This is a genomic window from Janthinobacterium aestuarii (assembly GCF_051380835.1).
Lineage (GTDB): Bacteria > Pseudomonadota > Gammaproteobacteria > Burkholderiales > Burkholderiaceae_D > Janthinobacterium > Janthinobacterium aestuarii.
Genome location: NZ_JBNYXU010000003.1, coordinates 151,827 through 170,196, shown reverse-complemented (window position 1 = coordinate 170,196; position 18,370 = coordinate 151,827). Strand labels below are relative to the sequence as shown.

Sequence of the window (18,370 nt, the reverse complement as noted above, 5' to 3'; positions counted from 1 at the left end):
CAGTGTGCCACATAATGGGCATTTCATGCATCAAGTCTGCGTGATCCATGTGTGAAACCGCGCACGCCGGCCCTATTTTGCCTCCTGCGCCAGGCCGAACGCGTCCAGCAACCGCCCCGCCAGCGCATATTGCCGCATCTGCGCCAGGGTCAGACGGTGCAGCTGGTCGCTGCGCCGCTGCTGTATCGTGAAATAGCTGTCGCGCGTCTGGATGACCTGCTGCAGGTTGCGCCGGCCCGCCTCATACTGGATGGTCCCGCCGCGCACGACGAAGGCCATCTTCTTTTCCTGTTCGTCGAGCAGGGCCAGGGTACGCTGCGCATTGGCGATGCGCGGCAGCATGCTGGCCAGGTCGGCGCGCGTGCCCTGCTCGGCGCGCGCCACGTCCGCCTCGGCCGCCTCGGCGCGGCTGATGGTCTCGTCGCGCTGCGCCAGGCTGCCCCCGCCAAGCGGGAATTCCCAGGAAACGCCCACCGACCAGCCCCGCTGCTGGATGGTCGACGGCGGCGGCGTCGTCTTGTTATTCAGGAGGTGGCTGACATTCAGGTCGATTTTAGGGGCCAGGGTGGCCGCCACGCCACGCACGCGCAGCTGGGCCGCCGCCGCCCGCTCGCGCGCGGCGCGCAACTGCGCCTGCTGCGTGTCGGCGTTTTCCAATGCCTGCGCCGGCAGCGGCGCAAACGCGAAATCGGCAAACTGCGCCACCGGCTCGAAGGCCAGCGCTTCGAGCTTGATGCGCGCCGCCTGCTGGTCCGTCAGCAAGCCGTCGTGCACCAGTTCCGCGTCCAGCTGCGAACTTTGCGCCAGTTCGCGGTCCACTTCCGACGCTTTGCCCAGTTCCGCCTGGCGCGTCACCTGCCGCACCAGCAGCGTCACGTCGCGCAGGCGTTCCTGCGACTGCAGCAGGCTGCGCTCCAGGCGCTGCATGTCGAAATATGCTTCGGCCAGCTTTTCCGCGCTGTCCGCGCGTGCCCGTTCCACGTCAAAGGCGGCGCCCGCCATCTCGCGCTCGGCCGCATCGAGTTCGGCCCGGTCGGCGCCGCCGTTGTACACATTCCAGCGCACGCTCGCCTCCACCTGGTGCGTGCGGCGTTCCACGTCCAGGGTGCCATCGAGGTCGTTGCTGCGCCCACGCGTGGCCTGCAGCGCCGCCGTCGGGAACAGGCGCGAGCGGGCCTGCTTGTAGCGCGCTTCGGTGGTGGCCAGCGCCGCCTGCGCCGCGATCACCTGCGGATCGCGCGGCACGGCGCGGGCCAGCAAGGCGGGCAAGCCCCGCATGGATTGCGCCTGGAAAGTGGCCGGTGGCGCGGACTGGGCCGTTTGGGCCTCCGCGTTGGCGCAGGCAAATGCCATGCAAAGTAAAAGAGTACGCATCACCGCTCCTGCAGGGAAGACTGCAAGCCGCGCAACACGGGCTTGAACACATATTGCAGCACCGAGCGGCGGCCCGTCAGGATGCCCACGTCAACGGGCATGCCGGGCGTAATCGGCAGCACCTTGCCATGCGCCGTCAGCTGGCTGCGGTCGGTACTCAGCTGCACCTCGAAATACGGCTCGTTGCGTTCATCGGGAATCGCGTCGGCACCCACGCGCACCACCTGCGCCTGCAGGCGGCCATAGGTGGTGGCGTCATATGCCAGCACATTGGCCGACGCGCGCTGTCCCACGTGGATAAAACCGATGTCCGACGGCTTGACGCGCACGGAGATCAGCATTTCCGAATCGGCGGGCACGATTTCCAGGATAGGCTTGCCCGGCTGCGCCACGCCGCCCACGGTTGCCACCAGCACGCGGTTGACGACGCCGTCGACGGGGGCCGTCACGTCGCGCCGGCTCACCTGGTCCTGCTGCCCTTTCACCGTGCTGGCCAGGGCCCCGGCCTTGGTTTCGTATTCGCTGCGCTGCGCACCCCACTGGCCGCGCATGCGCGCTTCCACTTCGCCCGCCTGCGCCTGCGCCTCGGCCAGGGTGGCCGCCAGGCGCGGCACGGACGCGCGCAGGCTGTCGAGTTCCGTGCGCTGCTGCTGCACGCGCTGCTGCGCATTCAGGTAGTCGCCGCGCGAACCGGCGCCCTCCTTGAACAGGCGCTCCTCGATCGACAGGCTTTCCAGCGCAATTTTGAGGCCCGTATCGAGTTGCGCGATGCGGCTGTGCGCCTCGGCCAGCTCGCCGCGCCGGCGCGTCACGCCTTCGCGCGCGGCCGCCGTGGCCGACGCGAACTCGCGCTGGCCATCGCGCCACAACTGCGTTTCCTTGGCGATCAGCTCGGGCGCCTCCTGCTGCCATTCCGGCGCAAACCGGGGCGTGCCGCCGGACAGCAGCGCGTCGAGGCGCGCCCTGCCCGCCAGCGCGGCCAGGCGGTTTTGCACGCTGGCTCCCAGGTTGGCCTCGTATTGTGCCGTGTCCAGGCGCAACAGCAAGTCGCCGCGCCGCACGTGCTGGCCCGGTTTCACGAGCATTTCGCGCACGATGCCCCCTTCCAGGCTTTGCACTTCCTGCAGGTGCGATGGCGGCGTGATGGCGCCACGGCCATTCACGGACACGTCGAGCTGGGCGAAAACGGCCCAGGCCAGCACCAGCACCAGCAGCACGGCGATCAGCGCCACCATTCGCAGGACGATGCGCTGCGGTTCGCGTTCCGGGTCCGGGTGGGCCGCCGGCAGAGAGCGGGCGTTCGGGGCGTTCAGGGCGCTCATGCCGCTACTCCCTGTTCCGCCGCAGGCCTGGCCGTCTGCTTATTGAGCACGCGCATGACCTCATCGCGCGGGCCATCGGCCACGATGCGCCCCTTGTCGAAGACGATCAGGCGGTCCACCAGCGCCAGCATGGCCATGCGGTGGGTGACGAGCACGATGGTCGTGTCTTTCAAGGTGCGCAGCCGGCCGATCAGCCGCTGCTCGGTGGCCGGATCGAACATGCTGCTCGGCTCATCGAGCAGCAGCATGGGCGGTTTCGCCAACAAGGCGCGGGCCATGGCCACGGCCTGGCGCTGGCCGCCGGACAGGCGCTCGCCCCGCTCGCCCACTTCCGTTGCCACGCCGTTGGGCAGCTGCGTAATGATGTCGTCGAGGCAGGCCAGGCGGATGGCGTCGAGCAGACTGGCGTCGTCGGGCTGGCTGCGCCCCAGTTCGATGTTTTCGCGCAGGGTGCCGTGGAACAGGGTCACGTCCTGCGGCACGTAGCCGATCTGGCGGCGCAGACTCAAAGGTTCGAGCTGGGTACTCGCCAGGTCGTCGAACAGCACGCTGCCGCTTTGCGGGCCGTACTGGTTCAGCAGCAAGCGCAGCAAGGTGCTCTTGCCGGAACCGAGCTTGCCGATCACGCCGACCCGTTCGCCGGGGCGGATGTGCAAATTGAGTTTATCGAGCAGCGGCGGCGAATTCGGGTAGGCAAAGCCCACGTCGCGAAACTCGATGCGCCCGGACAGCGGCGGCGCCTGCAGGCTGGCCGCGTCGTCATCGGTCGGCGCTTCCATGATTTTATTGAGGGCATGGTAAGACAATTTGGTTTGCTCCCAGCGCATGATCAGGCCCGCGATCTGGCTCACGGGCGCCAGCGCGCGGCCCGTCAGCATGCTCGCGGCGATGATCTGGCCCAGGGTCAGCAGGTGTTCGCCCATCAGCAAGGCGCCCGTGGCCACCACGGCCACGCCGGACAGGGCCAGCACGGCCGTGTTGATGTAATTGACCCGGCTGACGATTTCGCGCGTCTCGACGCTGTTGGCGGCGATGGCCACCGTCAGGCTTTCCCATTTGCGCCGGCTCCACGTTTCGGCACCCAGCGCCTTGATGGTGTCGAGGCCATTCATGGTTTCAAACAGGTGCGCCGTGCGCTGCGCGCTTTCCTGCATCGAGGCGGCCACGTGGCGCGCCAGGGCCGCGCGCGAGGCAAAGGCCACCAGCAGCAAAATCGGGATGACGGCCAGGGGCACGAGCACGAGCCAGCCGCCCACCAGGGCGATCACCAGCAGGAACAGCAGCAGGAACGGCAAGTCGCCCAGGGTCGTCAGGGTGGTGGAGGCAAAGAATTCGCGCACGGATTCGAAATCGCGCACAGTATTGGCCAGGGTGCCCCCGGAAGCGGGCCGGCTGGCCGCACGCAGGCGCAGGCACTGGGCGAAGATATTCGACGACAGCGCCACGTCCATGCGGCGCGACGCCGTTTCCACCAGTTCGCCGCGCAGCAGGCGCAGGGCCAGCTCGAAACCCGTCAGCACCACGACGGCGATCGTCAACACCCACAGGCTGGACGTGGCATTGTTCGGGATCACGCGGTCATACACGGCCATCGCATAGAACGGCACCAGCGCGCCGATGATATTGAGCACCAGGGTGCCCAGCAAGGCCCAGCGGAAGACCCAGCGGTTGCGGTTGAAGACATCCCAGAACCAGCGCCCCGCCACCGGCATGCTGTAGAGCAGGCTGCGCTGGTCGAAAAACAGCACGGGCCGCACGGCCACCCAGCGTGCATCGGGCACTTCCTGCGCCAGTGCAGCGGCGTCAAGCCATGCGCTGCCTTCGATGCCGGGCACGTGGCATTCGTATTTGCCGTCAGCAATAGTCAGCACCACCAGCGCCTGCCCTTCCCCGTTGTACAGCAAGGCCGGCATTTCCGTGGCGCGGCGCGGCTTGCCTGCCGGCAAAGCGGTGCCGGCCAGGGCGGCTTGCGCCAGCGCCTGCTCAGGAAAGCCGGCGGCGGCCGGGTCACCATGCGCGGTCACGCTGGCGCGCAGGCGTTCGGCCTGCACGGTCACGCCGAAAAAGCGCGCGAGGAAGACGATGGCGTTGGCGAGCGCATCGGTGGACATGCCGGCGGAAGCGGTGGAAGTGTCGGGGGGTGGGGTCATGATGGATTCACAATAAAACGCTGCGGCGCACCAGTCGGGCGCGCCGCAGCGGAACGCTATCGCTTGCGCGATGAGCGATGAGCAATAATTAATGAGTAATAATTAAGTCAGCGCGGAAGCGCCCTTGCGGCGGCGCGCCATGAAGCCCAGCAGGCCCAGGCCCGCGACCAGCATGGCCCAGGTTTGCGCTTCCGGCACTGGCGACACGGCCAGCAGGGTTTGCGAAGCGGGGTTGACGCTGCTCAAGCTCGTGTAGTTGTACAGGTTCTGGATGGCGCCATTGCCCGTGGCCACGCCCAGCATGGTGTTGGCCTCGCTGACGACGGCATTGCTCAGGCTTTTGAAGCGCAAATCGCCCGTCAGCAGGTTCGTGTTGTCGTTATTCAATTCCCACAGAGCCAGCTGGAAGGCGGCGGCGCTGTTGGCGCTGGTCGACACACTGGCGACGGACGAGGCGTAATAGCCCTCGTACAGGCGCTTGACGGAATCGCTGGCGGCGAAGGCGCCGCTGCTGTAGCTGTTCGAACTGTTGCTCAGTGCGACATGGGGATCGAGGCAAAACGCCAGGAAGGTGTTGCTGTCGTACTTGACTTCCCACAAGGTCGGCGAGATGGCGCTGCCCGAGCCAAAGGCGCCGCCGGTAGCCGTAAACAGGCTGACGCTGTGCGAATCGACGACTTGCAGGTTGGAGGCGGCCAGGGCGCTGCCGCTGGCAAGAGCGAACGTGGCGGCGGCGATGGCGCCGCGGACGAACAGGTGCATGGATTGTTTCATTGGTTTCCCTATTTCTATTATCAAGTGTGGAAAAAGCGTGGAAAGCGCCGGCGCCCCGTGACGGTGCGCCGGTGCGGCATTGCCGGGCAGGATTACGGGCCGGCAAGGGACATCAGGCAGCCATTTCCTGGGGCTGGACATTCGCGTGGGCCATGGCGCGGCGCAAGAGGTCGGCCATCTCGCACTGGGCCTGGGCTTCGGCAGCCGGGACAGCCTGGGCGGCAGCGACCGTGTTGACCGTGCCATCCTGGCCAAGCACCACGTCGAGCGTGCTGTCGTCGCGCAGCAGATCGGCCATGCTGGGCAAGCTCACGCCGGCGGCGGCCGCATCCTTGGCATCGACGTTGAAATACACGTCCGTCATGTCGACCGTCTTGCCGTCGGCCAGGGTGGCGCTGCTGCGTTCGAGGTGCAAATTGCTGTTGGCGTCGAGGAAAGGCAGTTCCGTGTAGCCGACCGTCAGGCTGGCCACGCCGGCGTCGTACAAGGACATCAGCTCGCCATCGTCCGTCACCCCGTTGCTGTTGGCGTCGCGCCAGATGCGCAATTCCGCGAACTTGTCATCGTGCGCATCGACCACGCCGTCGCCGTTCGAGTCGTGGCTGGACAGCTTGGCGAAGCCCGTGCCCTTCTCGTTGCCGCCGAACAGTTCGGAGATGTTGTCGATCTTGCCATTGCCATTGCTGTCGATGGCCAGCAAGCCGTCCTGGGCCGAGACCCAGCCCGTCTGGATGGCGCTGCCCGTGCCCAGCAAGTCGAAACTGCCGTGGAAGTCGGCGCGGGCGATCGTGTGCACGCCGTCACCGTTGAGGTCGATGACGATGGGCGTGATGGCCGCATCCCAGCTCATGTCGTTCTGGCCCGAGGCCAGTTTCAGGATGTCCGTGTAGACCACGTTGCCCGTCGTGCCATTGCTGTTGACGTCCGAATCGATGTTGTCGTTCGTGCCCACGTTTTTCGCGCCCCAGCGCCACGTATCCATGGCATAGCCCGCGTGGTACACGCCCGACTTGTCGAACTTGAGCGAATAGCTGCCCGGATCGAGGTTGCTGAACAAATAGTTACCGTAGGCATTCGTGTAGGTGGTGGCCAGCAGCACGCCGCTGCCCGAGTACAGTTGCACCTTGATGTTGGCGATGCCGGCCTCGTTGTAGTCCTGTACGCCATCATGGTCGGCGTCGCGCCACACCTTGTCGCCCAGGCTGGCTTTGCGGTAGATGCCCGCATCCCAGCTCATGTCGTTCTGGCCCGCGGCCAGGTTGATCAGGCCCGAGCGCCCCGTGCTGACATCGACGTCGGAATCGGTCGTGTCAACGCCCACATTGGCCTTGGTGTAGTAAAAGCCCGATGGACGGATGACTTCCACCTTGTAGCTGCCGGCCGCCAGTTCGCTGAACAGGTAATTGCCGCTGGCATTCGTCGTCGTCGTGGCGATGACCTGGTTGTACGCATTGAGCAGGTTGACTTTCACGCCCGCCACGCCCAGTTCGCCCGCCTCCTGCACGCCGTTGTAGTTCCTGTCTTCCCACACGCGGTCGCCGATGGAAGCCGTGTTCAGTTTCACCAGGCCCGCATCCCAGTCCAGCTGCGCGTCGCCCGACTTCAGGGTGGTCCACGTGGTGGTGAAGCCGGTGGCCGGATTGACGTCCGAATCGGTGGCGTAACCGCCGATGTCGGCCTTGGTGAAGCCGTAGCCGGCCGGCGGCACGAAGCCCAGATAGTAATTGCCTGGCACCAGGTTGCTGAACAGATAATTGCCGCTGGCATCCGTGGTGGCGCTGGCCACGACGGCCCCTTGCGCGTTGTACAGGTTGACTTTCACGCCACAGACGCCCGCCTCGCCCGCATCCTGCGTGCCGTTGCCGTTCGCGTCGAACCACACGCGGTCGCCGATGGCGGCCGTCTTATAGAGGCCGGCATCGAGATCCCTGTAGTTCTGGCCGGCAGCCACCGTCACCTGGCCGCTGTTGCCCAGCGTATTGATGTCGCTGTCGAGCGCATCGTTGCCGCCCGCGTCCTTGACCGTCGTCAGATAACCGGCGGGGGCGACGACGGCGATCGAGTAGGTACCGGGATCGACATTGAAGTTGTAATAGCCGGCGGCATCCGTCAAGGTCGAGCCGATCACGCTGCCGGCCGCGTTTTTCAGCTGCACGGTGACGCCGACCATGCCCGCTTCGCCCGCATCCTGCACGCCATTCATATTGCTGTCATGCCAGACCCGGTCGCCCAGAGTGGCTGGCAAGGCGACGATGCCGGCGTCCACGCTGTGGTTGCTGTCGCCCGAGGCCAGCAGCACTTGCGCCGTGCGGCCGTCGGCATTCGCGTCGGAGTCGCGCTGATCGTCGCCGCCCTGGTCCTGGCCCGTGAAGGCGTGGCCGGCTGGCAAGGTGGTTTTATCGAAGTGCACGCTGTAGGCGCCCGGTTTCAGGTTCGTGAACAGGTAGTTGCCGTTCGCATCCGTCAGCAGCGGGCTGCCGACGGCGTTGCCCGACGCATCGAGCAAGGTCACTTTCACGCCTGCGGTGCCCGCTTCACCCGCATCCTGCACGCCATTCTTGTTCGTATCGAACCAGACGCGGTCGCCCAGCTCGGCCGTGCGGTACAGGCCCGCATCAAGGGTCAAGTTAGTTTCGCCCGGCGCCAGGGTGACGGGCGCCATCTTGCCGGCCGCATCGATATTGCTGTCCTTGGCCGTGTCGCCGCCCTGGTTCGCTGCCGTCGGCACGTAGCCGGCGGGCGCCACCACGGTCACCGAATAGGTGCCCGGATTGACGTCGAAGTGGTAGCCGCCGCTGGCGTCCGTCGTGGTGGAAGCCACCACATTGCCGGCCGTATCCTTCAATTGCACGACGACATTGGCGATGCCCGCCTCGCCCGCGTCCTGCACGCCGTTGGCGTTCTTGTCTTCCCACACGAAGTCGCCAAGGTGGGCCATCGGCACCTTGAAGGTCAGGTAATGGGGCGCCAGGCTCAGGTCTTGCGCATTGCAGCCTTCCGTGCCGCCATCATCGCGCACCTTGAAACCGAGGTCGAAGTCGCCGGCCACGGTCTGGCTGGGCACGAAGACCAGGTGGCCCGCGCGGATATCGTCGATGGAGACTTCCGTGCCCACCGCCACGGCCACGCCGTTGAGCAAGACCTGACCCGCCGTGGTGGTATTCGTGATGACGATGGACTTGAAGCCGTCATGCTCGACGTCGTCGTGGAAGCCGAAATCGCTTTCGCTCAGCACGACGCTAGAACCGTCGACCAGGGTGAAGGTCTTGTCGGCCGCATCGGGCGCATCATTGACGGGATCGATGATGACTTGCAAGCTCAGCTGGACGATGTCGCCATTGCCCTTGTCAATCGTCACCTGGATGGTCGAGAAGCTGCCATTGTAGTTGGCGGCCCAGTCGCCGGGACGCACGTACACGGTATCGGCGTCGAGCATGCCGAACAGCGGCGTGTTCTCCGTCGATTCGGTATCGTCCGGCAACAAAACCGTGAAATTCTTGATATTCAGTTCGCCTTGCACCGAGTAGCCGGCCTGGATCAGCAGGTCGCGGATATCGAAATTCTTGTTGATGTCTTCGCAGACGTGGACCGTGGTCGACAGGTTATAGGTAGTCATGCGGCCTCCTGACGGCATGCCACGGCGGCTGCAGGAGCGGAAATACGGGGGGCCAGGGCGCGATCAGCCTGGCCGCGCAAAGCGGCGAATGTATACATAGGTGGGCTTCCAAGAAGGGACTTGTTTAAAAAATGAAGCCGGCAGATCTTGTATACAGTTTCGAGGGACACAGGAGCCAGACGACGCAACCACGCAGCGGGGGGTGATTGTCTTTCTAATATTTAAGTTGTCGCAATTATATCCAATATATTTTCAAAAGCAAATTAATTTCCAACAATATCAATAAAATTTTTATAATTTTTTGCATATGCCCAGCGCGGGCGATGTTGCCATCCGGGGCCTGAAAATAGATGCACCTTCTCGGCCCCCACCACAATCGCCTACAATCTCGGGATGAATCAACTTACCCTCGTCCTGCCCTTCGCCTTGCCCACTGCCGAACTGGCTGCCGACCTGCTCAAGGTCTTGCAGGCGCCCGCGCTGGCGGCGCTGCTGTCGCGCACATCCACTTGCAATTTGGAAATTTTTGACAACACCAACCGCCTGCTGCCGCACGAAGCGTGGCTGGCGCACGCCTTGACCCTGTCGCCCGCGCCCAACGGCGAGGCGGCGCAGGCGGCCTTCGCGGCCCAGGCCATGCGCGGCTACGGCCTCGTGCCGGAACCGGGCGCGCGCTACTTTCTGCTGCATCCGGCCCACCTGGCCATCGCCCGCAGCCATATCAGCCTGGAAGACTTGCGCCAGCTCAAGCTGAGCGAGGCGGACGGCCGCGCCCTGTTCGACATTGCGGCCCCATATTTCGACGAGATCGGCCAGCCCCTGGCGTATGGCGACGCGGGTACCTGGTTCATGCGCGCCGACGCCTGGTCCGACTTGCAGTGCGCCACGCCGGACGCCGCCACCACGCAAGATTTGTCCGTGTGGATGCCCGAAGGCGAGCACGCGCGCGCCGCGCGCCGCCTGCAAAACGAAGTGCAGATGCTGTGGCATGAACATCCGGTCAATGCGGCACGCGAAGAGCGGGGCTTGAAAGCCATCAACTCCTTCTGGATCTGGGGCGGCAGCCTGGCCACGGCTGCATCTGCATCGGCGCGCTGCGCGGCCAGCCTGCATACGCAGGACGCACCGGGCTGGCTGGCCGCACTGGCGGAACCGGCGCAGCGCGATGCCAGTCCAAACAGTGTGCTGGCCAGCACACAGGACGCGATCGTCGTGCTCGGCGGCTTGACCGAAGCGGCGCAGGCGCAAGAATGGGGCATGTGGCTGCAGCAGTTGCAAGCGCTGGAAGCCAACTGGTTCGCGCCGCTGCTGGCGGCCCTCAAGGATGGCCGCCTGGGCCAGTTGCGCCTGGTGCTGAGCCACCGCGACGCCTGGCTAGCCTGCACCACCAGCAAGAACGCGCAGCGCAAATTCTGGCGCGCGATTACCCTGAACAAGTTGAAAGCATCATGACCCGTACCCGCATCGCCACCCGTCCCTGCCCCTACCGCGAATCCGAATTGCTGCGCCAGGGCGGCATCCACCCCGTGCTGGCCCGCTTGTACGCGTCGCGCGGCCTGTCCGACGCGAAAGAACTCTCGATCGAGCCGAAAGACTTGATACCGCCATCGGGCTTGCTGCACATCGGCGCGGCCGGCGTCTTCCTGGCCGACGCCATTGCCGCCAAGAAGCGTATGGTGATCGTGGCCGACTACGATTGCGACGGCGCCACCGCCTGCGCCGTGGCCATACGCGGCTTGCGCGCCATGGGCGCCGACGTCGACTTCATCGTGCCCAACCGCTTTGAGTATGGCTATGGCCTAACGCCGGAAATCGTCGAACTGACGGCGCGCGAAAAGTCGCCCGACATCATCATCACCGTCGACAACGGCATCGCCAGCATCGACGGCGTGGCCGAAGCGAACCGGCGCGGCATCCAGGTGGTCGTCACCGACCACCATTTGCCGGCCGACACCCTGCCCGACGCGGCCGTCATCGTCAACCCGAACCAGCCCGCCTGCGGTTTCCCCAGTAAACATCTGGCGGGCGTGGGCGTCGTGTTTTACGTCTTGCTGGCCCTGCGCGCGGAAATGCGCCGGCGCGGCCTCTTTGATGCGCAAACGCAACCGAAGCTCGACAACCTGCTCGACCTGGTGGCCTTGGGCACGGTGGCCGACGTCGTGCGCCTCGATACGAACAACCGCATCCTCGTCGCGCAAGGCCTCAAACGCATGCGCAAGGGCAATATGCACGCAGGTGTGGCGGCCCTGTTCCGCGTGGCGGGCCGCGAAGCGCGCAGCGCCACGCCGTTCGACCTGGGCTTTGCCCTGGGACCGCGCCTGAATGCGGCCGGCCGCCTGCAAGACATGTCGCTGGGCATCGAATGCCTGGTCACGGACGACGAAGGCCGCGCCTGGGCGCTGGCCCAGCAATTGAACGACATCAATCTGAAGCGCCGCGAGATCGAAGCGGAAATGCAGGACACGGCCCTGCTGCACCTGGACACGTTCGAGCCGGCCAACAGCAGCACCATCAGCGTCTTCGATGAATCGTGGCACCAGGGCGTGATCGGCATCGTGGCATCGCGCCTGAAGGAAAAATTCTACCGCCCGACCATCACGTTTGCGCCGGGCGCGGACGGCTGGATCAAGGGCTCCGGACGCTCGATTCCCGGCTTCCACTTGCGCGACGCGCTCGACCTCGTGTCGAAACGGGCGCCGAGCCTGATCGACAAGTTCGGCGGCCACGCCATGGCGGCGGGCTTGACCATCCGCGCCGACGCTTTCGATGCCTTTTCCAAGGCCTTCGAAGCCGTGGGCCAGGCCTGGCTCAGCCAGCAACAGCTGGAACGGGTCGTGGAAACGGACGGCCCGCTGGAAGACGCCTATTACACGACGGCCTTCATCGAGCTGATGGATGGCCAGGTGTGGGGCCAGGGCTTCGCCCCGCCCGTCTTCTGCGACGAATTCCGCGTCGTCAGCCAGCGCATCCTCAAAGAGCGCCATCTGAAACTGCTGCTGGAAAAGAACGGCGTGCGTTTTGATGCCATCTGGTTCGGGCATACGGACGCCCTGGGCGAACGCACGAGGGTCGCGTTCAGACTAGATGCGAATGAATACAATGGCACGACAAAAGTGCAGCTCATGGTGGAGCACGCCGAACCTGTGTAGTGACACCTGACAGTACCTACTGCGCGTCGGTATAGGCGGCCTGCGATGCTCACCGTACTAGAAGTACGGTTGCGCTTCTCGGCCACCTCTCCCTTCCGCTCGCTACGGTACTGTCAGGTGTTGCAACGTTTGTGATCTTATTCTTGCTAGGTACAACAATGGCTGGAACACCCCGAAACACCACCTGAAAGCAGCACCATGCTAACCGGCCTGAACCACCTCACCCTGTCCGTGCGCGACCTGGCGCGCAGCATCATCTTTTACCGCGACACCTTGGGCCTGTGCCTGCATGCACGCTGGGACAGGGGCGCGTATCTGTCGGCCGGGGATTTATGGCTGTGCCTGTCGCTTGACGGACAAGACACGCCTGTGCTGGCCAGCCCCGGCTACACGCATTACGCGTTTTCCATCGCTCCCGCCGACTTCGCCCCGTTTGCCGCCCGCCTGCGCGCCGCCGGCGCGCCCGAATGGCAGCAAAACCGCAGCGACGGCAATTCCCTGTATTTTCTCGATCCGGACGGCCACCGGCTGGAAGCCCATGCGGGCAGCCTGGCGCAGCGGCTGGCAGCCTGCCGGGCGGCGCCCTATGCTGGCATGCAATTCTTTGAAGACTAAGAGCACCTAACATAACCTACTGCGCGTCGCGATTTGCGGCCTCCGATGCTCACTGACTCGGCGTCCCCGTGCATTCGCACAGCTGCGCTTCTCAGCCGCAACTCACTGCCGCTCGCTACGGTTCTGTTAGGCACTCTAAGGGGGTTGGCGCGCACATTTGGACGAGGACAGCACAAATTCCCGAAAAGGAGTAATATTATTCCATAAAAGGAGTTCATCATGAATCTTGCCTACGCCTACCCCAAGAGTCGCTTCGAACCGGCCGTGCTCGTTGACCTGAACGCCAAAGCCGAGCGCGAGCGATTGTCGCAGGCGGCCTTGAAGGGGTTTTTCAAGCTGGCCGCCGCCTGGAAACTGCGCGACGACGATGCGCGCGAATTGCTGGGCGGCCTATCCAGCAGCGCCTATTACGAGTGGAAGAAACACCCGGACCGCGTGCTGGAAGTGGACCGCATCACGCGCATTTCCTACTTGCTGGGCATTTATAAAGCCCTGCACATCCTGTATGGCGACAAGCTGGCCGACGAATGGGTCAGTTTGTCCAACAAGAATCCCGTGTTTGGCGGCCGCACGCCCCTGTCGCAGATGCTGGCCGGCGGCTTGCTGGCCATGCAGACGGTGCGCAAGCTGCTCGACGCGCGCCGCGGAGGACTGTAATCGTGCCGACCACGCCGCAAGCACAGCTGCCGCCACTGGCCGCGCTGCGCCAGATCGACACCTGCCGTTTGATTCCATCGCGCTTCGCCGACATGGAAGACTCCGTGCTGGCACCGCTGGCCGAGGACGACGAGCACCTGCGCGAACTGTTCGAGCTCGATAACGCGACGAATGCGCGCCTGGTGGCAGAGTACGGCGGCGCGCCAGGAATTGGCGTGGACGAACTGGTTTTTGGCGTGCCGCACTTTCGCATCATCAACGCCGCCTACACCTATGCCCGGCCGGAAGGGGCGCGTTTCAACGATGGCGAACGGGGCGCCTGGTATTGCGCCTTCGACATGAAAACGGCGCTGGCCGAGATCATTTTTCATAAAACCGTGGAATACCAGGAAATCGACTATTTCGGCGACAGCGTCAGCTACCAGTCGCTGCTGGCCGATTTTTCCGCCAGCTTCCACGACTTGCGCGGCCAGGAGCGCTATGCGGCCTGCCTCGACCCGGCCAGCTACATCGCCTCGCAAGACCTGGCCGCCATCCTTCTGGAAGCGGGCTCCATGGGCATCATCTTCCCCAGCACCCGGCTGGCGGGCGGCACCAACCTGGCCTGCTTCCGCCCTGCTCTGGTCGGCAATGTTCGCAAAGGCACCGCCTATCGGTTAACATGGCAGGGTACGCCGACGCCGCACGTGGAAGCCCTCCCGGGCAAATAAACCGTGCGCATCGGCACCCGACTCACCGCAACCTGATCTCACATGCAAACCAATCCTGAAAAAGACACCGAACTGCGCCTCAAAGTCAACAGCGAAACGGCCCGCCTGGCCTGGAGCGAACTGGAAAAGCACTTCGCCCAAGGCAACGTCGTCTGGGTCGCCAACGAGCTGGACCTGGTCGAAGTGGCCGTGCGCATCTCGCACGACGACAAGGCCACCATCACGCAATGGATGGCCGACGGCAAAGTGGCCAAAGTCTCCGACCAGCAGGCGCTGGACTGGCAGGCGGCCGATAGCGCGCTATGGGCCGTCGTCGTCAGCCCGTTCATTCTGGTGCAGCAGGAAAAGCCCACCAAACATTAATGCCCTCCCCCCAGATACGCCGCGATCACCTTCGGATCGGTTTTCAGGCTTTCCGCCGGGCCGTGCACGGAGATGCTGCCGTTTTCCAGCACGTAGCCGTAATCGGCCACGTTCAGGGCGGCGGCGGCGAATTGTTCGACCAGCAGCATGGTCACGCCTTCGGCCTTTAAGCGCGTGATGATGCGGAAGACTTCTTCCACCAAAATCGGCGCCAGGCCCATCGACGGTTCGTCCAGCAGTATCACTTCGGGATTGAGCATCACGGCGCGGGCCATGGCCAGCATTTGCTGCTCGCCGCCCGACAAGGTGCCGGCCAGCTGGTCGCGCCGCTCCTTCAGGCGGGGGAACAGTTCCAGGGCCTTGTCCAGGTCGCGCTTGATGTTGCCTTTCGGGCGCGAGCGCGTGAAGCGGGGGAAGGCGCCCAGCAGCAGGTTGTCCGTCACCGACATCGAGGCGAACACCCTCCTGCCTTCCGGCGAATGGGCCAGGCCCGCGCGCGCGATCTTGTGCGAATCGAGGCCCGTGACATCCTTGCCGCCCAGGGTGACGGTGCCGGACTTCGGTTTGAGCATGCCGGAAATGGCGCGCATGGTGGTGGTCTTGCCGGCCCCGTTCGAGCCGATCAGGGTCACCAGCTTGCCCTTCGGGACGTCGAGCGAAATGCCGTGCAGGACTTCGACTTTGCCGTAGGCGGCGTGCAAATTTTGAATGGTCAGCATGGTCTTCCTCTCAGTGCGCCGCTGGCGCCAGGGTTTCGGCGCTGCCGCCCAGGTAGGCTTCGATCACTTTCGGGTCGCTCTGGACAAGCGCGGGTGCGCCTTCGGCGATCTTCTGGCCGAAGTCCAGCACCGTCACCACGTCCGACAGCGCCATCACCACGTCCATGTGGTGCTCGATCAGGATGATGGTGATGCCGTGCTCGCGGATCTTGCGGATGATGGCCATCAGCTCCTTGATGTCGGGTGCCGTCAAGCCGGCCGCCGGTTCATCGAGCAGCAGCAAACGCGGATTGAGGCCCAGCGCGCGGCCGATTTCCAGCAGCCGCTGCTTGCCATACGGCAGATTGCGCGCCTCTTCGTTGGCCAGGTCCGCCAGGCCCACGAATTCGAGGATGCTGGCGGCCCGCTCGCGTGCGGCCGTCTCTTCGCGCCTGTAGCGCGGCGTATGCAGCATCACGTCCAGCACGTTCGACTTGAAGGTGTTGTGCAGGCCCACCAGCACGTTCTCGGTGGCCGTCATCTCGCCGAACAGCTGCACGTTCTGGAAGGTGCGCGCCACGCCGCCCAAGGCGATCTCGGATGGCGTGCGGCCGGAGATCACGGCGCCGGCAAATTCCACCTTGCCCGCCGTCGGCTTGTAGATCCCCGTCAGCACGTTCATCATCGTGCTCTTGCCCGAGCCGTTCGGCCCGATCAAGCCGTGCACGGAGCCTTGCGTGACGTTCAGGTCCACCTGGTTCAGCGCTTTCAGGCCGCCGAACTGCATCAGGGCCTGATCCACGCGCAGCAGGGTCGCGCCCTGCTGCCCGCCCTGGGCGTGGTCGAACGGCGCCACGCCGTGCGAAGCGACGGCTTGCACATGGCGGCGGCCCTTGCCGATAAAGCTCATCAAGAAGCCCACGATGCCGTCCTGCAGGTAGTACACGACGAACAGGGTCATCAAACCGAAGATGGTCAGGCGCCAGTCGACCATGTTTTCCAGTTTGTAGGAAAACGCGGCCAGGCCGATGGTGGCCACCAGGGGCACGATCACGCCGCGCAAGGTGGAGCGCTTTTTCGCCAGCATGAAGGCTGAGCCGATCACGCCCAGCACGGCGGCGCCGACGGCGATCTTGCGGAACAATTCGATGTCCGACAAGAGGCTGGGCAGCATGACGACGATCAGGGCGCCGATCAGCGCGCCCGAACGGGTCTTGCGTCCGCCCATGATGACGGCCAGCAGGAACAGGATCGTCAGCTCGAAGTTGTAGGTATTGGGCGAAATATACTCTTCCGAATACGCATACAGGCTGCCGGCCAGGCCCGCGAAACCGGCGCTGATGACGAAGGCGTACACCTTGTAGCGGTACACGGACACGCCCATGCAGTCCGAGGCGATGGGGCTGTCGCGCAAGGCTTCGAACGCCCGGCCCAGGTTCGATTTCAAAATGCGGTGCACCACCACCAGCGAGATCACCAGCAGCGCGGCGACCATGTAGTAGTACTCCACTTCCGTCAGTTTGTGGCCGAACAGGACGGGCTTGTGGATCTTGATGCCCATCGGCCCTTCCGTCAGGAAGCTCATTTCATTGATCAGGATTTGCACGATGGTGCCGAAGGCCAAGGTCACCATGGCCAGGTACGGCCCCGTCACGCGCAGGGCCGGCAAGGCCAGGATGGCGCCAAACACGGCCGCGCCCAGGATGCTGGCGGGGATGGCCAGCCAGAACGACACGCCCAGCTTGAACACCAGCACGCCCGTGACGTACGAGCCGATGCCGAACAGGCCCGCGTGGCCCAGCGACACCTGCCCCGTGTAGCCGACGACGATATCGAGGCCGAACAGCAGGATGGCGTAGATCAGGATGGTCTCGGCCAGGTGGATGTAATACGGGTTCGGGATGACGATGGGGAACAGCGCGAGCGCGGCCAGTCCCGCCGCGCTCAGCGCCAGCATGGTGATTTTCTTGTTCATGTCGTCCTCAGACTTTCTTGATCGCGGCTTTGCCGAACAGGCCGGACGGCTTGACGGCCAGCACCAGCAGCAACAGCAGCAGGCCAGGCACTTCCTTGTAGCCGGTGGAGATGTAGTAGCCGGTGGTCGTTTCCGCGATGCCCAGGATCAGCCCGCCGACGATGGCGCCCACGCCCGACGTCAGGCCGCCGATGATGGCCACGGCAAACGCTTTCAAGCCCAGCGACGCGCCCATGGTGGCACCCGTCAAGGTCAGCGGCGCCACCAGCACGCCCGCAAAGGCGGCCGTGGCCGACGACAGCGCGTAGGAAAACGTGATGACCATGCCCGTGTTGATGCCCATCAGGCCGGCCGCGTCGCGGTCGTTGGCTGTGGCCACGACGGCCTTGCCGTAGATCGATTTGCGGTTGAATACTTCGACGGCCAGCATGATGGCCAGCGCGCCGACGATGACGGCCACCTGCATCTGCTGCACGTTGGCGCCAAACACCTGGAACGGCGCGGCCGACAGCGGCGACGGGAACATCAGGTCATCCTTGCCCCAGATGTTTTCCGCCACGTTCTTGAAAATGATGGCCAGCGCGATGGTCGACATGATCCAGCCGAATTCGGACTTGATCTTGATGGCCGGCCGCACGCCTATCCATTCGACGAACACGCCCTGCAAGGCGCCGAAGACGATGACGATGGGGATCATCAACAGATAGCTCATGTACGGGCCGCCGTGGATGGTACCCACCAGGGAAAGGCCCACGAGCGCGCCCAGCATCAGGGATTCGCCCTGGCCGAAATTGAGGGTGCCGGAAGTGGCAAAGGTCAGCTGGTAGCCGAAGGCGATGACGGCATAGATCATGCCCAGCGCGATGCCGCTGAAGACGAGCTGCAGGAAGATTTCCATGGTATTCCCCGGAAGACGAACGATGAAAAAATGGCCAGTCCTGATTCCTCAAGGCTGGCCACTGCGCGG

General features: G+C 64.5%; 14 protein-coding genes. 6 read left to right on the top strand and 8 right to left on the bottom strand.

Going from position 1 to position 18,370, the window contains the following annotated elements:
- Nucleotides 1-72: 72 nt before the first annotated feature.
- The 5 genes from ACQ4WO_RS10300 to ACQ4WO_RS10280 form a co-directional block, all read right to left on the bottom strand.
- Nucleotides 73-1,374, bottom strand: coding sequence for a TolC family protein (locus ACQ4WO_RS10300; RefSeq protein ID WP_436481309.1), 1,302 nt, complete (start codon nucleotides 1,372-1,374; stop codon nucleotides 73-75).
- A complete protein-coding gene (locus ACQ4WO_RS10295) occupies nucleotides 1,374-2,696 on the bottom strand; it encodes an HlyD family type I secretion periplasmic adaptor subunit (RefSeq protein ID WP_436481308.1) in 1,323 nt (440 codons plus the stop codon). Before ACQ4WO_RS10295 ends, ACQ4WO_RS10300 begins: the two co-directional genes overlap by 1 nt.
- Nucleotides 2,693-4,846, bottom strand: coding sequence for a type I secretion system permease/ATPase (locus tag ACQ4WO_RS10290; RefSeq protein WP_436481307.1), 2,154 nt, complete (start codon nucleotides 4,844-4,846; stop codon nucleotides 2,693-2,695). Before ACQ4WO_RS10290 ends, ACQ4WO_RS10295 begins: the two co-directional genes overlap by 4 nt.
- A 102-nt stretch (nucleotides 4,847-4,948) precedes the next feature.
- Nucleotides 4,949-5,608 (bottom strand): PEP-CTERM sorting domain-containing protein, encoded by a 660-nt coding sequence (locus tag ACQ4WO_RS10285; protein WP_436481306.1) that lies wholly within the window; start codon nucleotides 5,606-5,608, stop codon nucleotides 4,949-4,951.
- Nucleotides 5,609-5,732: 124 nt separating this feature from the next.
- A complete protein-coding gene (locus ACQ4WO_RS10280; protein ID WP_436481305.1) occupies nucleotides 5,733-9,236 on the bottom strand; it encodes an SdrD B-like domain-containing protein in 3,504 nt (1,167 codons plus the stop codon).
- Between the two features lie 393 nt (nucleotides 9,237-9,629).
- Between ACQ4WO_RS10280 and ACQ4WO_RS10275 the strand changes: the two genes are divergently transcribed.
- The 6 genes from ACQ4WO_RS10275 (at nucleotide 9,630) to ACQ4WO_RS10250 (ending at nucleotide 14,730) form a co-directional block, all read left to right on the top strand.
- Complete coding sequence (locus ACQ4WO_RS10275; protein WP_436481304.1) at nucleotides 9,630-10,688, top strand: hypothetical protein; 1,059 nt, start codon at nucleotides 9,630-9,632, stop codon at nucleotides 10,686-10,688.
- The gene (gene recJ / locus ACQ4WO_RS10270; protein WP_046682982.1) at nucleotides 10,685-12,385 is read left to right on the top strand and encodes a single-stranded-DNA-specific exonuclease RecJ; all 1,701 of its coding nucleotides are present in this window, start codon (nucleotides 10,685-10,687) and stop codon (nucleotides 12,383-12,385) included. The genes ACQ4WO_RS10275 and recJ overlap by 4 nt, the downstream gene beginning before the upstream one ends.
- Nucleotides 12,386-12,583: 198 nt before the next feature.
- The gene (fos, locus tag ACQ4WO_RS10265; RefSeq protein WP_436481303.1) at nucleotides 12,584-13,000 is read left to right on the top strand and encodes a fosfomycin resistance glutathione transferase; all 417 of its coding nucleotides are present in this window, start codon (nucleotides 12,584-12,586) and stop codon (nucleotides 12,998-13,000) included.
- Between the two features lie 219 nt (nucleotides 13,001-13,219).
- Nucleotides 13,220-13,657, top strand: a complete 438-nt coding sequence (locus ACQ4WO_RS10260; protein WP_436481302.1) for an antitoxin Xre/MbcA/ParS toxin-binding domain-containing protein — start codon at nucleotides 13,220-13,222, stop codon at nucleotides 13,655-13,657.
- Between the two features lie 2 nt (nucleotides 13,658-13,659).
- Nucleotides 13,660-14,367, top strand: coding sequence for an RES family NAD+ phosphorylase (locus tag ACQ4WO_RS10255; protein WP_436481301.1), 708 nt, complete (start codon nucleotides 13,660-13,662; stop codon nucleotides 14,365-14,367).
- Nucleotides 14,368-14,409: 42 nt separating this feature from the next.
- Nucleotides 14,410-14,730 (top strand): DUF2288 domain-containing protein, encoded by a 321-nt coding sequence (locus ACQ4WO_RS10250; RefSeq protein WP_436481300.1) that lies wholly within the window; start codon nucleotides 14,410-14,412, stop codon nucleotides 14,728-14,730.
- Here the strand turns inward: ACQ4WO_RS10250 and ACQ4WO_RS10245 are convergent.
- The 3 genes from ACQ4WO_RS10245 to ACQ4WO_RS10235 are packed head-to-tail and all read right to left on the bottom strand — an operon-like array spanning nucleotide 14,727 to nucleotide 18,301.
- Nucleotides 14,727-15,449, bottom strand: coding sequence for an ABC transporter ATP-binding protein (locus tag ACQ4WO_RS10245; RefSeq protein ID WP_436481299.1), 723 nt, complete (start codon nucleotides 15,447-15,449; stop codon nucleotides 14,727-14,729). The two genes, ACQ4WO_RS10250 and ACQ4WO_RS10245, sit on opposite strands and share 4 nt — an antisense overlap.
- 10 nt (nucleotides 15,450-15,459) lie before the next feature.
- Nucleotides 15,460-17,403: a branched-chain amino acid ABC transporter ATP-binding protein/permease gene (locus ACQ4WO_RS10240; protein ID WP_436481298.1), complete on the bottom strand. Its 1,944-nt coding sequence runs from the start codon at nucleotides 17,401-17,403 to the stop codon at nucleotides 15,460-15,462.
- Nucleotides 17,404-17,410: 7 nt separating this feature from the next.
- Nucleotides 17,411-18,301, bottom strand: a complete 891-nt coding sequence (locus ACQ4WO_RS10235; RefSeq protein WP_010398938.1) for a branched-chain amino acid ABC transporter permease — start codon at nucleotides 18,299-18,301, stop codon at nucleotides 17,411-17,413.
- Nucleotides 18,302-18,370 lie beyond the last annotated feature (69 nt).

Coding starts and splice junctions, on each gene's coding strand:
- ACQ4WO_RS10245 (WP_436481299.1), bottom strand. CDS start 15,449: ATGCTGACCATTCAAAATTTGCACGCCGCCTACGGCAAAGTCGAAGTC.
- recJ (WP_046682982.1), top strand. CDS start 10,685: ATGACCCGTACCCGCATCGCCACCCGTCCCTGCCCCTACCGCGAATCC.
- ACQ4WO_RS10295 (WP_436481308.1), bottom strand. CDS start 2,696: ATGAGCGCCCTGAACGCCCCGAACGCCCGCTCTCTGCCGGCGGCCCAC.
- ACQ4WO_RS10285 (WP_436481306.1), bottom strand. CDS start 5,608: ATGCACCTGTTCGTCCGCGGCGCCATCGCCGCCGCCACGTTCGCTCTT.
- ACQ4WO_RS10260 (WP_436481302.1), top strand. CDS start 13,220: ATGAATCTTGCCTACGCCTACCCCAAGAGTCGCTTCGAACCGGCCGTG.
- ACQ4WO_RS10300 (WP_436481309.1), bottom strand. CDS start 1,374: ATGCGTACTCTTTTACTTTGCATGGCATTTGCCTGCGCCAACGCGGAG.
- ACQ4WO_RS10280 (WP_436481305.1), bottom strand. CDS start 9,236: ATGACTACCTATAACCTGTCGACCACGGTCCACGTCTGCGAAGACATC.
- ACQ4WO_RS10250 (WP_436481300.1), top strand. CDS start 14,410: ATGCAAACCAATCCTGAAAAAGACACCGAACTGCGCCTCAAAGTCAAC.
- ACQ4WO_RS10275 (WP_436481304.1), top strand. CDS start 9,630: ATGAATCAACTTACCCTCGTCCTGCCCTTCGCCTTGCCCACTGCCGAA.
- fos (WP_436481303.1), top strand. CDS start 12,584: ATGCTAACCGGCCTGAACCACCTCACCCTGTCCGTGCGCGACCTGGCG.
- ACQ4WO_RS10290 (WP_436481307.1), bottom strand. CDS start 4,846: ATGACCCCACCCCCCGACACTTCCACCGCTTCCGCCGGCATGTCCACC.
- ACQ4WO_RS10240 (WP_436481298.1), bottom strand. CDS start 17,403: ATGAACAAGAAAATCACCATGCTGGCGCTGAGCGCGGCGGGACTGGCC.
- ACQ4WO_RS10235 (WP_010398938.1), bottom strand. CDS start 18,301: ATGGAAATCTTCCTGCAGCTCGTCTTCAGCGGCATCGCGCTGGGCATG.